The organism is Neobacillus niacini (assembly GCF_000759675.1).
In the GTDB taxonomy this organism is placed as follows: Bacteria; Bacillota; Bacilli; order Bacillales; family Cytobacillaceae; genus Neobacillus; species Neobacillus niacini_A.
Genome location: NZ_BAWM01000083.1, coordinates 32,286 through 46,619, shown reverse-complemented (window position 1 = coordinate 46,619; position 14,334 = coordinate 32,286). Strand labels below are relative to the sequence as shown.

12 protein-coding genes are annotated in these 14,334 nt (G+C 42.6%); all 12 read right to left on the bottom strand.

What is annotated here, in order from left to right:
* Positions 1-456: 456 nt before the first annotated feature.
* The 12 genes from TR08_RS19855 to TR08_RS19800 all read right to left on the bottom strand — a co-directional run bounded on the left by TR08_RS19855 (position 457) and on the right by TR08_RS19800 (position 14,156).
* On the bottom strand, positions 457-1,206 hold the full coding sequence (locus TR08_RS19855) for an ABC transporter permease (protein ID WP_045521227.1): 750 nt from the start codon (positions 1,204-1,206) through the stop codon (positions 457-459).
* Positions 1,207-1,968, bottom strand: a complete 762-nt coding sequence (locus TR08_RS19850) for an ABC transporter ATP-binding protein (protein WP_045521226.1) — start codon at positions 1,966-1,968, stop codon at positions 1,207-1,209.
* 172 nt (positions 1,969-2,140) lie between these two features.
* Positions 2,141-2,482, bottom strand: coding sequence for a DUF1048 domain-containing protein (locus TR08_RS19845; RefSeq protein ID WP_045521225.1), 342 nt, complete (start codon positions 2,480-2,482; stop codon positions 2,141-2,143).
* 71 nt (positions 2,483-2,553) lie between these two features.
* Complete coding sequence (locus TR08_RS19840; RefSeq protein WP_016131412.1) at positions 2,554-2,874, bottom strand: PadR family transcriptional regulator; 321 nt, start codon at positions 2,872-2,874, stop codon at positions 2,554-2,556.
* A 370-nt stretch (positions 2,875-3,244) separates the two neighbouring features.
* Positions 3,245-3,835 (bottom strand): TetR/AcrR family transcriptional regulator, encoded by a 591-nt coding sequence (locus TR08_RS19835; protein WP_045521222.1) that lies wholly within the window; start codon positions 3,833-3,835, stop codon positions 3,245-3,247.
* Between the two features lie 33 nt (positions 3,836-3,868).
* On the bottom strand, positions 3,869-4,780 hold the full coding sequence (locus TR08_RS19830) for an SDR family NAD(P)-dependent oxidoreductase (RefSeq protein WP_045521220.1): 912 nt from the start codon (positions 4,778-4,780) through the stop codon (positions 3,869-3,871).
* Positions 4,781-5,151: 371 nt separating this feature from the next.
* A complete protein-coding gene (gene narI, locus TR08_RS19825; protein ID WP_045521218.1) occupies positions 5,152-5,826 on the bottom strand; it encodes a respiratory nitrate reductase subunit gamma in 675 nt (224 codons plus the stop codon).
* A gap of 3 nt (positions 5,827-5,829) precedes the next feature.
* Positions 5,830-6,405: a nitrate reductase molybdenum cofactor assembly chaperone gene (narJ, locus tag TR08_RS19820; RefSeq protein WP_045521216.1), complete on the bottom strand. Its 576-nt coding sequence runs from the start codon at positions 6,403-6,405 to the stop codon at positions 5,830-5,832.
* A complete protein-coding gene (narH, locus tag TR08_RS19815; protein WP_045521215.1) occupies positions 6,368-7,879 on the bottom strand; it encodes a nitrate reductase subunit beta in 1,512 nt (503 codons plus the stop codon). The genes narJ and narH overlap by 38 nt, the downstream gene beginning before the upstream one ends.
* Positions 7,869-11,561, bottom strand: coding sequence for a nitrate reductase subunit alpha (locus tag TR08_RS19810; protein ID WP_045521213.1), 3,693 nt, complete (start codon positions 11,559-11,561; stop codon positions 7,869-7,871). Before TR08_RS19810 ends, narH begins: the two co-directional genes overlap by 11 nt.
* Positions 11,562-11,595: 34 nt before the next feature.
* Complete coding sequence (locus tag TR08_RS19805) at positions 11,596-12,810, bottom strand: nitrate/nitrite transporter (protein ID WP_045521211.1); 1,215 nt, start codon at positions 12,808-12,810, stop codon at positions 11,596-11,598.
* Between the two features lie 53 nt (positions 12,811-12,863).
* Positions 12,864-14,156 (bottom strand): NarK family nitrate/nitrite MFS transporter, encoded by a 1,293-nt coding sequence (locus TR08_RS19800; RefSeq protein WP_045521209.1) that lies wholly within the window; start codon positions 14,154-14,156, stop codon positions 12,864-12,866.
* Positions 14,157-14,334: the final 178 nt, after the last annotated feature.

The following is a 14,334-nucleotide window of genomic DNA, read 5'->3' as shown; positions in this document are numbered from 1 at the left end:
CTCCTGCAACGGTACCAACTGGACCAAGAACAGAACCCAAAGCAGCGCCAGCGACAGCACCGACACCAGTTCCTACCGCTTCGCTAGCATCATTATCGATACGATTACGTTGGTTTTTATCAGCCACTCATCTCACTCCTTATTTAAAATAGGCATGTACTTTCCAGCACAATCCCGTTACATATTTTGCCCTATTAGAACAGATTTACGCGAAGTTTAAATGAGTTCTTAAAACGTTGCAACTTTAACTATCCTTCACCGTTGTACAAAAAGAAAAGCTTACTGACCGAAAAGAGATTGGTGAAAGCGAAATAACCGCCACCAATCACACCAATTTTGAGGGTTTCCATGATTTCGTCGATGGTTGCCCCGGCATTTTAGCAGCCTTCCATGTGATAGCAAATGCATACATCGCAGCGGCTGACTATTGATATGGCTAATCCCATAATGGTGTACTTACCCTAACTGGCGTTTAAATTGTTTACTGGCGAAGAAGTATGCGATGACCATGATGCCGACACACCAGGCAAGCGCGATCCAGATACCGTTGCCAACAGACCCCTCATACAAGAGGGCACGAATCGCATTCACGATTGAAGTCACGGGCTGGTTCTCAGCGAACGCACCGACAATTTTAGGCATGGTTTCGGTGGGGACAAAGGCCGAACTGATAAACGGCAGGAAAATCAGCGGGTACGAGTAGGCTGTCGCCCCTTCCATAGACCTCGCTGTCAATCCGGGAATGACCGCCAGCCATGTCAGCGCCAGCGTAAACAGCCCGAGTATCCCGGCTACCGCGAGCCAATCCAGGATATCAGCGCTGGAACGGAAGCCCATCAAAAGCGCGACGAGGATAACCACCACGATAGTAAGCGCATTGGAAACAAGCGAGGTCAACACATGAGCCCACAATACCGACGAGCGCTTGATGGGCATGGTAATGAAACGCGCCATCAGCCCGCTCTTTACATCCGTAAACAGCCGCACGGAAGTGTAAGCGACGCCGGATGCGATAGCCATCAGCAAGATTCCCGGCAATAAATAATTGACGTAGTTGTCCGTGCCTGTCTCTATGGCGCCGCCAAATACGTAGACAAACAGCAGCATCATCATAATCGGCGTAATCGCCACCGTGATAATCGTATCCGGGCTGCGCATGATGTTGCGCATTAAACGCCCTAGTAATACCCCTGTTTTGCTTTTCATTTACATCTCCTCCTTTTTGCCGATGATCGCGAGGAAAATTTCCTCCAATGTCGGCTGCTTCTCAATGTACTCCACTTTCGCTGGCGGGAACATCTCTTTGAGTTCGGTAAGTGTACCGGTCGTGATGATTTTTCCACCATGCAGGATGGCGATACGGTCCGCCAATTGTTCGGCTTCCTCCAGGTACTGGGTCGTCAGCAAGATGGTCGTGCCGCCGCCGGCAAGCTCCTTCACGGTATCCCAGACTTCAATTCGCGCTTCAGGGTCAAGCCCTGTCGTGGGTTCGTCGAGAAAAATGACTGCTGGCGTCCCGATCAGGCTCATGGCGATGTCAAGCCGGCGCTTCATCCCGCCGGAATATTTGTCCGCCCGGAGGTTGGCCGCATCGGTCAGGCTGAATCTTGCAAGCAGATTATCGGCGACTTGAGCGGGATTGGAAACTCCCCGCAACTTGGCGATCATCATCAGGTTTTCCCGCCCGGTGTGCATGCCGTCTAAAGCTGCGAACTGCCCTGTCAGGCTGATGCTCTGGCGAACATGATTCGGTTGACGCTGGACGTCAAAGCCGCAAATACCTACTTCGCCGCCATCGGGCTTCATCAGCGTCGAGAGGATGTTGACAGTCGTCGTCTTGCCCGCACCATTTGAGCCCAGCAGTGCGAAAATTTCGCCACGCCGGACCTCAAAATCCACCCCCTTTAAGACTTCCTTGTCTTTAAAGGATTTTTTTAACCCTTTTACAGAAATCGCTGCATTGTTCATACTTTTTTCCTCCTTATAAAAAGCGTCTTTGCAGAGCTAGATTGCCTATACTCTCCTATTTAGTCTGACTGATAATCAGTATTACTTATTACCGGATTAAAAATATAACTGAATAGCGAAGGCGGCAATTCACATTTGTAACCAGCTAATCAGTCGGTATTATCTACTGAATTTATTTTTTTCCCAATCGATTCATGATACTCTGATTCAAATCTTCACGATACTTCGCGAAATAGGTTTTAGCGTTTGCCACTAGTTCGTCGGCAAAGGACGCCACGTCGTCCCCAGTGATTTCCAGCACTTGTCTGCTTTCCGCTGCACCAGCTTCGAACAACTCGATTAATTCATACTGCATGTGCAGCATATCCATCCCGTTTCCTGCTGAGAAATTCCACATGTAGTTTTGAATTTTCTTAAATACAAACTGGTAGTCCTCTGGCAGGGCTTCAACCCGTGCCATCATCATCTTGTACTCTTTTTTATCACCAATCATTTTTTTGAACATTTCCAACATGTTATTTTTCCTCCTTTTTTATAAAGCTGAACAAGACACTCCAAAAATATCGGATGGAATATCTTATGAAACTAGATTGACTTTAAGACATTGATTTTTGATGATACAAAATCCCATTTTTTCCAAAACAATTCAAGTTCCTGGCGGCCAGCCTCATTAAGTGAGTAAAACTTTCGGGGCGGTCCCATATCTGACGGTTTTTTTTCTATGTTCACAAGTTTTTTCTTTTCTAATCGCACGAGGATGGTGTATACAGTCCCTTCCACGACTTCGGTAAACCCAAGCTCGTTCAGGCGTCGGGTAATCTCGTAGCCATAGGTTTCATGGCGGCTGATGATTTCCAGCACACAGCCTTCCAGCGAGCCCTTCAGCATTTCAGTTAAATTTTCCATATTCAGTGCCTCCTTTACCTCCTCTATTTTGTCTGACTTATATTCAGTATAACTTAGTACTAAGTAAAACTTTTACTTAATAGCTTTTGGGAAATCACGCTATTAAGTATTACTCATTACAAGTACATCGTAACACCGAGTAGCAGAGGTGTCAATTATTTTTCTTAAAAATATTTCTTTAATTAATAGCTTTTGGGAAATCGCGCTATTAAGTATTGCTTATTACAGGTATATCGTAACACCGAGTAGCTGGGGTGTCAACTATTTTTCTTTAAAATATTTCGATACCACTATTAATGTTCAATTACAACACAATGATTTAACTTGATTTGTTTATGATATTAAAAATATAAAGGATAAAACACTTACTTCATCTTAACATTTTCATTAAAATATGAATATCAGGAACATGATCCTGCTCCATTTCACCAGTCTGAAGTAACATTAAACCGGAAAGGACGGAGAAGTAGAGGATCATTAACGCAGCCGGATCACCTTTACAAAACTCCCCTTTCTCCTGTCCATTTTTAAAGATTGGAATCAATTGTTCTATGAAAGAAGTGGTTGAATATCGTTGAACAATTTCCTTTGCCTTGTCAGGGACTTCATCCGAAGTTTGTACTTGCTGAATAAGCATAAATGAATGTCTATTACTTCCATCAAGCATTTTTGTAGTTAACGTCTTGATTATTTCTGTTGGCGATCCTTTCATATACCCTAACGAGGCAAATGCGTCCGCCGTTTCTTCCATGGCTTCCTGAACTAGTTCAATAAAAAGCTCATCCTTTGAACTGTAATAACGATATGATAGCCCCTGGCTAATGCCCGCTTCATTGGCAATCATGTTCATTTTGGTGCCAACGAGCCCATGGAGGGCAAAAACTTTTAGAGCTGCCTTTTTTATTTGTTCTCTCCGTTCATCACGGATCTGGTTCAGTTGTTGGTCATTTAATGGAGACACGATTCTTCACTCTCTTTCAAATCTCGATAAAATTCATAGTGCAGATAACTTAACTTGTTCCTCACTAATTTCCCAAAGTTTTCTTGCTGTTTCTCTATTAGAGGCTACAACCGCTGGTGCCTTCTTCTGCCTGTCAGCACAGTAGTGCCCATTTAAATCGGAAACATCCTTTAATTCCGAGAGCCATACTAATGTGTCCGCTCCCTCATCCGGGGTACGTGAAAAGAATTTCATCACAGCCATGGTTGCCTTAGCTAAAACTCCATTGTTTTGATTGAAATTTGTCGCGACCAGTCCCGGATCAAAGCAATGGACGGTGACATTGGTTCCTTCCAGACGACGCGCCAATTCAAATGTGAATAGGATATTTGCTAGTTTGCTTTGAGCATAGCACAAGGTAGGACCACCTATTACCTTTTTAACACCTCTATAGAGATGCTCTGCATTAACATTATCAAACTCAAGTCCTTTTTTCACCATCTTGTGACCATGTGAAGCAGTATTGATTATCCTGGCCGCCTCACTTTCCTTCAGACGGTCCAAAAGCAGCGAAGTGAGAAGAAATGGTGCAAGGTGATTCACCGCCCAAGTCATTTCCACTCCATCCTCTGTCTTCTGAAAAGTATCGAATAATGCTCCGGCATTATTCACTAAGATATCAATCTTGGGGCACCGTTCAAGTATTTGCATAGCGACTTTGCGAATTGACTTTTGAGAGGCAAGATCAGCAATGAACACATCTACCTTTATCTGTTTGCTTGTTTGCTCCTTTAATTGGGCAGCAATAGCTTCGGCCCTCCCTTTATCCCTAGCAATAATGCCTAAATTCGCACCGCGTGAAGCAATTGCCTTTGCTGCAGCAAAGCCAATCCCGTTTGTTGCGCCTGTAATCAATACATATTTATTCATCAGGTTCCATTCCTTTTTCCCCGTAATATTAGCCATTTCCGATCTCCTTTTTATGAATGAATTATTCATTCATTTTTAATGTTATTATAATGTATAATTTTGGTAATAACAATAGGAAATTTACTCTTTTCTTGAGTAAGGTTCTTTTAAACTGAATTGGGTCCGCCCAATTCGAAATCATATTAATAGAAGCGGCAAAAAAGGCGGGAAGATTAAAAAAAGAATAGAAAAAAAAGCCTGTATTTTAAATGATTCTGAAATCATAGATACAGACTGAATTTATGGTTTGAATATAATTTGACTTTATGGTCGACAAAAATAACCTTTAAAATAAGAAAATGCAGGAACCAAATTCCTGCATTTTCTTAGTACCTCGTATAGCCTCAAAGATTCTCCATCTAAGATCTTCATCCAGCCCTCTTCCTATATATAATATAGCGCCGTTTAAAATAAGTAAGCGGGACACTCCAAACATGAACGAGTCGAGTAAATGGCCAGATGCCAATTAGTGCAAAAGAGATCAATATATGCAGCTGGAAACCTATAGGAACATCTCTCATTAAAAAAGGGTCGGGAGTAAAAGTAAGCAGGCCTCTAAACCATGGACTAATCGTTTCACGATAATCAAAATGTGGATGAAACTGGTTTCCGATTAATGTATTGTAGGTTCCAATTAAGATAATCAGAAAGATGAAGACAACCGTTATGATATCACTGGAATCACTCGTCATCCATACTCTTTTATTCGTAAGACGCCTGCTAAACAAAATGATAATCCCAATTAACGTAACCGTACCAGCAAATCCTCCTCCGTAAACTGCACCAGTATGATATAGGGTTTCACCTATCCCAACAGCCGACAATACCGTTTTAGGAACAAGGAGACCAAATACATGACCTGCAAACACGAACAAGATTCCGATATGAAACAACATACTACCCCATCGTAAACTCTTTTTTTCTAAAAACTCACTTGATTTAGCCGTCCACGATAATTGGTCAAAATTATAACGATAAATATGTCCGACTAGAAAAATGGTAATCATTAAATAAGGGAAAATAACCCACAAAAATTGCAGCATTTGTTATCCTTCCCCCCTTGCTAAAATGTCTCGATCAAGTGACTCCATTCCAGACAGACAAGCAGAAATTAAATAATGATACGGACTCTTGAGTGCTTCCAACTCATTTTTTAATTTTATCATTGGTTCACGAAAACTTCGTAACAAGTTCACTGATATTTGCAGAGGTGCTACCGATGAAAATTCTAATATAACCGGTAAATAATCCGAAAGCTCCTCTTCCGTCATTTCATATCCATAATCTTTGTACATCGCCTTTAACTCAACAAGTATTTGACCTCTTTCTTTTTGTTCACCTGCTTTTAGATAACTTAACGAAAGTGAGCAGGCCGGATTAAAGTCAAATAAGCTGACATACTGCTGTTCTAAATCTTCCAATGACATTCCTCCGATTGCATCAAGGAATGAAAGAAGAGGCAATTTTAGGATACTGTTATTCAATAGTTGGACTTCCTCAACTAACTCTCCCCATTGAAGCCATTTTTTATCTGGATACTGTAATAAATAGGAAATGATTTTAAATAGATCTCTTACCTCGGTTTCATCGTTTGAGGACATGGAATTTTTCATTTGTTCCATCATACCCACCTACTTTACAAGTATTACAGTCAAATTCATACCCTGTTGTACCTTGTTGATCATAAAGATTCAAAGAGTGCTCCTTATGTGCAGGAGGAATAACAAACCGGTCTTCATATTTCGCGATTGCAAGCAAGCGGTACATTTCCTCAATAACCTCCGGCGTCATGCCAATCTGTTTGAGCATTTGTTCGTTTGGAGCTTGCCCCAAAGTTTTTGCCCTCATATGGTGACGCATCGCTATCATTTTTTCTAGTAAATCCTTTATAACATCTGTGTCTCCTGCTGAAAGTAAATTGGCCAGGTACTCCAGCGGTATTCTCATGTGCCGGATTGCAGGAAACATTGCTTCTATCGACCCGTTAGTGTCTTTCCCTTCAAACATGGTCGTAAATGGACTTAGCGGCGGAACATACCAAACCATCGGCAATGTTCGATATTCCGGATGAAGCGGAAGAGCAATTTTATATTTGATTGCCAGCTTATAGATTGGAGATTTACGGGCAGCTTCTAACCAATCATCCGAAATTCCATCTTTTTTCGCCTGCTCCACCACCTGTGGGTCATTAGGGTCCAGGAACAAACTTAAGTGCTCTTTGTATAAATCCTTTTCATTGGGAGCGGATGCTACCTCCTTTACCCTGTCTGCGTCATAAAGAAGGACTCCGATATATCGAAGACGACCTGTGCACGTTTCCGAACAAACGGTTGGTAAACCAGCTTCAATTCTTGGGAAGCAGAAGGTACACTTCTCTGCTTTCTGCGTTTCCCAGTTAAAATAAACCTTTTTATACGGACAACCTGTCATGCAGTATCTCCAACCGCGGCACTGCTCCTGATCGACTAGTACAATCCCGTCCTCATCCCGCTTATAAATTGCACCTGATGGACATGAAGCAACGCAGCCTGGATTTAAGCAGTGCTCACATATGCGGGGCAGATACATCATAAAGGCTTGTTCAAATTCTAATTTTACTGCCTCTTCCATTTTCTTATAGTTAGGGTCTTTTTGTCCGGTTATATGAGCACCGGCTAGATCGTCCTCCCAGTTTGGACCCCACTCAAGCTCCATCATTTCCCCCGTTAGAAGTGATTTAGGCCGGACAACAGGCTGGTGCTTTTTCTGAGGGCTGTTCGTCAGCTTTTCAAAATCATAGGACCATGGTTCATAGTATTCATCAATCGTCGGAAGATCTGGATTATGGAATATTTTCCCCAGAGCAAGCTTATTCAGCTTGCTGCCGGAATTTAATTCGAGCTGATCGTTCTTTAAAGCCCAGCCGCCTTTATGCTTATCTTGATTTTCCCATTCGATTGGATAGCCTACTCCCGGTTTGGTTTCTACATTATTAAACCAGATATACTCTGCTCCCGGACGGTTCGTCCATGTGTTTTTACACGTAACACTACAGGTGTGACAGCCAATGCATTTATCAAGGTTCATGACCATTGCTACTTGTGCTTTAATCTTCAAGCCAAGGCACCTCCTTCATCTTCCGTACAGACACATAAAGATCACGTTGGTTTCCTATTGGACCATAGTAATTGAAACCATAGCTCAGCTGTGCATAGCCGCCAATTAATTGTGTTGGCTTGACGTGAATTTTTGTCGGACTATTATGGGTACCGCCCCGTTCTCCTGTTATGGTCGAACCAGGGGTATTAATATGCTTATCCTGAGCATGGTACATATACAACGTACCATTAGGCATTTTATGACTCGTTACTGCCCTTGCAGCTACGACACCATTACGGTTGTAGACCTCTACCCAGTCATTATCTTTAATACCGGCCTGTTCGGCATCCTTGACACTCATCCATACATTCGGTCCTCCACGGAATAGAGTAAGCATCGTCAAATTATCCTGATAGGTGCTATGGATGTTCCATTTTCCGTGAGGTGTTAAATAACGCAGGGAAATCTCGTTATCATGCTTCTTCGGAGCTTGATCACGGCTGGAAAAAACCATTTCCGGTAATGTAGGTTTATATATTGGGAAATTCTCCCCATATTCGGTGAGGATTTCATGATCTAGAAAGAAATGCTGTCGTCCAGTAAGAGTTCGAAATGGGACAAACCGTTCAATATTGGTCGTAAAAGGCGAATAACGTCTATTTCCTTTATTCGAACCAGTAAAAACTGGTGTCGGAATCACTTTACGGGGTTGTATGGAAATATCCTGGAAAGTATGATGTACCGAAGCTTGATCTTCTGCAATATCCTTTAATGAAAGGCCCGTTTTTCCCTCTTCAGCTTCCCAAGCCTTCATTGCTACCTTGCCGTTTGTTGCACTAGATAGCGTCATCATTGATTCTGCTGCCTGGCGCGCTGATTCGATGCTCGGCATACCATGAGTGAATCCTTCTTTTTCAATCGTTCCGTTCATATCCTTTAGCTGTTGATATTGTTCTGCAACAGAAAATGAGATTCCATGAGCGCCGACAGGATTTTTCTCGGCAAGCGGCCCAAGTGCAATGAACTTTTCATATATTTTCTTATAATCTCGTTCCACAAAAGCCATTCGAGGCATCGTAACACCCGGTAACGGCTCGGTTTCTCCCTTCTTCCAATCAAGGACTTTACCAAAAGGCTGAGCAATCTCATCCGGTGAATCATGGAGGAGCGGAATTGTGACTAGATCCTTAACTGATTCAGGAAAGTGCTTTTCAGCCATCTTTGAGAAAGCTTTCGCTATACCTTTAAACGTATCCCAATCCGATTGTGCCTCCCACGGCGGATTAATCGCTGGATTAAACGGATGGACAAACGGATGCATATCCGTACTGCTGATATCGTGCTTTTCATACCAAGTTGCAGCTGGTAAAACAATATCCGAATAAAGTGAGTTTCCGGCCATTCGAAAATCAATTGTGACCAAAAGATCGAGCTTTCCTTCTGCTCCCTTCGCTCTCCACTTCATTTCCTCTGGCTTCATGGAGTTATTTTCCTCACCAAGCAATCCATTCGAGGTTCCTATTAGATGCTTCAGAAAATACTCATGCCCTTTTCCAGAGCTTGAAATTAAATTCGAACGCCAAACAAAAAGGTTTCGTGGGAAGTTAACAGGATTATCAGGGTCTTCGATGGCGAATTCCATCTTTCCTGTTTTTAATTCATTCACCACATACTGTATGACCTCATCCGTTGTTTTTGCCCCGTCCTTCTTCGCCTCTTCATACAACCCAATCGAACTCCGGTTAAATTGGGGATAAGATGGCAGCCATCCTAAGCGTGCGGCAAGTACGTTGTAATCAGCAGAATGCTTATAGCGCGCTTTTTTTATTAGCGGTGATGCAAGCTCATCCAGATTTGTTTCTTCATAGCGCCATTGGTCTGTCACAAAATAAAAGAAGGAGGTGGCATTTTGTAAGCGTGGCGGAATCGACCAATCACGGCCAAACGCAATGGTTCCCCATCCTTCCGGGACGCGGCATTTTTCCTGCCCAACGTAATGAGCCCAGCCGCCGCCATTGACTCCCTGTGAGCCTGTTAATAAAACAAGGTTTAAAATACTACGGTAAATGGTATCACCGTTAAACCAATGATTAATTCCTGCCCCCATAATGATCATCGAACGGCCCTTTGTATCAACAGCGTTTTGGGCAAACTCCCGGGCAATTTTGATCACTAATTTTTGATCTATACCCGTATATTTTTCCTGCCATGCTGGTGTATATGGCTGCTCATCGGCATAATCAAAGGATTTCTCACCCTCAAGCTCTTCTCGATTCACTCCATAGTGGGCTAACATAAGGTCAAACACTGTCGTGACATTTACTTCTTCACCCGAAGCTTTTATAACCTTTTTAACAGGAACAGGTCGGGAAATTATCTTCGTACCATCTCGGTCAAAATAAGGGAATTGAATGTTTATCATATGATCTTCCTGACCAAGAATCGTTAACTCAGGTTCAAATGGATTTCCTTCTTCATCTTTTTGCAGGAGGTTCCACTGACCTTTATCCCCCCAGCGATGCCCAATACTGCCGTTTGGAATAACGATTTTCTTTGTTTCTTTGTCAAGAATAGCTGTTTTCCATTGTGCATTCGTAAAGGGCATTCCTAAATCGCTTGCTGTTAAAAAACGATCCGAAACATACGCTTCTCCATTCTGTTTCAGCGTAATCAAGTACGGAAGGTCGGTATACTTTTTGGCATAATCATAAAAATAGTCGGTTTGCTTGTCGACATAAAACTCTTTTAAAATGACATGGGTCATCGATTGTGCGAGAGCCGCATCTTCACCAGGATTAATCGGCAGCCAGTCATCTGCAAATTTTACGTTTTCCGCATAGTCCGGGCTAACCGCTACCACCTTTGTACCTTTGTAGCGTACTTCTGTCATAAAGTGGGCGTCAGGTGTTCGAGTCATGGGTACATTGGAGCCCCACATCATGATATAACCAGAATTATACCAATCGCTGCTTTCCGGAACGTCGGTTTGCTCCCCCCATATTTGAGGTGAGGCTGGCGGTAAATCCGCGTACCAATCGTAAAAGCTTAACATCGGGGCACCGAGCATGGATAAAAAGCGGGAACCAGCAGCATAACTAACCATCGACATGGCTGGAATTGGTGTAAACCCTGCGATTCGATCAGGTCCAAATTTCTGAGTGGTATAGATAAGCGAAGCGGAAATCATTTCATAAACCTCTTCCGTTGTCACACGGATAAAACCACCTTTGCCTCGTGCGGATTTATACTGCTTTGTCTTGTCAGAATCTTCTACAATCCTTGCCCACGCTTTTACAGGATCATTTTCCTGCTTAAGCGCATCCCTATATAATTTTATGAGAGTACCGCGAACATACGGGTATTTCACACGAAGCGGGCTGTACACATACCAGGAAAAGCTGGCTCCACGCGGACATCCCCTTGGTTCAAATTCCGGCATATCAGGTCCGCAGCTCGGATAATCTGTCTGCTGATTTTCCCATGTAATAATTCCATCCTTTACAAATACTTTCCAGCTGCAAGAACCGGTACAGTTCACACCATGTGTGGTTCTGACAACCTTATCGTGCTGCCACCTTTGACGATACATCTTCTCCCATTCCCGATCCCCTGCTGAAAGCTGGCTCCATCCATCTGATAAAGTATCAATCGGTTTAAAATAGCGAAGCCTTTTTAGGAAGCTTCCTGATTTGGTTTTCATAAGAATCTCCTTTCACCCGCGTTAATTCTTAAAGTTATATCGCAGTTAACTTACCAGTATGATCCTTTCCCGGAGTCTTCTTCCAGGAAGTCTGCAGCCAAATAATAATGATAAGAGCCCCCACATAGGTGGCGCTAATCCACCAAAAGCCTAAACCATAAGATCCAGTAATTTCCTTATAAGTACCAAGAATATTTGGTAAAAAGAAGCCGCCTAAACCGCCTGCTGCTCCAACAAATCCCGTAAAGATGCCTACTTCACGAGGAAACTTTGTCGGAATTACCTGGAATAAAGCTCCATTTGAGATACCAAAAATTAGCATCGCGAAGATAAAGAGTGGGACCATCATGTAAATGGATGGGAGAAAGCCGACTACAAAGAGTACAAATGCAGCTAAGCCATACAATTTTATTAGTAGGTTCATCCCTCCCAGCCTATCAGCGATATATCCGCCGATTGGTCTGACAAAGCTTCCTGCAAAAACGGTGATTGTAACAAGGTCTCCGGCCGTTACTTTACTAATGCCATATTGATCCACAAAGAAGATGCCTAAGTAACTTGTTAAACCAACAAAACCGCCGAAGGATAAGCTGTAGAAGAAACTGAAAATCCATGTTTCTTTCATTTTTACAATTGCCAAGTATTGCGACAGTTTTTGTGGCTTTGGTGCAGCTGGGCTGTCTTTGGCAAAAATGATAAAGACAATAAACGCTGTGAATAATGGAAGAAGCGAGAAGCCAAAAACTCCATGCCAACCAAACGATTCTGCAATTCTAGGTGCAAATAACGTAGCAAGAACAGTACCGCTATTTCCCGCTCCGGCAATCCCCATTGCCAGTCCTTGATGTTCAGGTGGATACCATCGGCTTGCTAGAGGCAAGGCAACTGCAAAGCTTGCACCTGCAATTCCTAACAAAAATCCGAACGCTTGGACCTCAGACAAGGAATTCCCATACAGCCATCCCCAAAAGAGTGGAAGCATTGTTAACATCATTCCGATCATACCCATTCGTTTTCCACCAAAACGGTCAGCTAGAAGACCCATTGGAATTCGCAGCAAGGATCCGCCTAAAATAGGGATCCCCACCATGAATCCTTTTTCAGCAGGGGATAACCCAAAATCCTGTACAATAAAGGTAGAAGTTGCCCCAACCATAACCCAGATCATAAAGCTGATATCAAAATAGAAAAATGAAGATAGTAGTGTCGGTAAGTGTCCGCTTTTAAGAAAACTCTTTACATTATTCAATCGTTTTCACTCCTTTTTCATTTCATACCCTTCCATTCTTACAACCTTCACATCTAGCACTTAACCTCTGCATTTTTACGAGAGTAATAGTACCAGCAAATAACTAGACTAATAACGTAATACGCAATAAATAGGTAGAGGGCTAAATCTGCTGCTCCGGAAACAGTAATTGACCAGCTGAACATTTTTGGAATTAAAAATGCACCATAAGCAGCTATAGCCGCTGTGAAGCCAAGTACAGGTGCAGCCTGCTTTGGTTCGAAAATAACGGGAATCATTCTGAACGTAGAACCATTCGCAATCCCTGTTGTGAAAAAGAGAATCAGGAACATAATTAAAAACCCAGTGAAATTCTTATCATTTAAGAAATAAATTACCCCTGCGGTTGCGGCTATCATAATGATAATGTCCCAAAATGTTACTTTAGCTCCGCCAAGCTTATCTGCAATCCAGCCGCCGATTGGTCTTACCGATGCCCCTACAAGAGGTCCTAAATAAGCCAACTGGAGCGGGTTTATATCTGGAAATTCAGATTTTATTAATAACGGGAAGGCTGCAGCATAGCCAATAAATGATCCAAAACACATGGTGTAAAGCCATGACATAATCCATGTGTGCTTGTTTTTAAAAATAACGGCCTGTTCCTTAAACGATTGTTTTGCATTTGGCAGGTTATCCATTCCAAATGCTGAGATGATGGTTATGATAATGATCGGAATTACCCAAATAAAGGCCGCATTTTGTATCCAAACTTCTGTTCCGTCCTTCATCAATTGGGCAGAACCTACTATTCCACCAAAAGAGCCCATCATAATAACTATTGGCGTGATGAATTGAACTGCACTTACTCCAAGATTTCCAATTCCGGCATTGAGACCGTTAGCCGTTCCTTTTAATTTCCTTGGAAAAAAGAAGCTAATGTTTGCCATCGATGAGGAAAAATTGCCGCCTCCAATGCCGCAAAGTGCTGCTAATATTGCCATGGTTGTAAACGATGTCTCTGGATTTTGGACCGCAAATCCGATTCCCAGAGCAGGCATCAAAAGTGCTGCTGTACTGATGACAGTCCAATTTTTCCCTCCAAAAATCCCCGGCATAAAGGTAAAAAATATTCTCAGTGTTGCCCCGACAAGGCCTGGTAGTGCTGCAAGTGTAAAAAGCTCACTCGCTGTATAGTGAAAACCAACATCATTCAGTTTTACTGCTACTACAGACCAAATTTGCCATACAACAAAAGCTAAAAACAGAGATGGTACTGAAATCCATAAGTTTCTTTGTGCATGCAGCTTTCCTTCAGCTTTCCAGAACACACTATCCTCTGGGTTCCATTGGCTAATACCTTTCATTCCCCTTCACCCTCTTTATATTTTTAAATTCATTGTAAAGGCTTTCAGTTGTGAAAAATATCAGGGCTATACCGCAGATTCATAAGGAAAAATACATATTTTTATATCGTGTAATACTCAGTTGTTCACAAAACATTCACCATATTCCACCCTAATTTCCATTCGAAATCCCATTTTG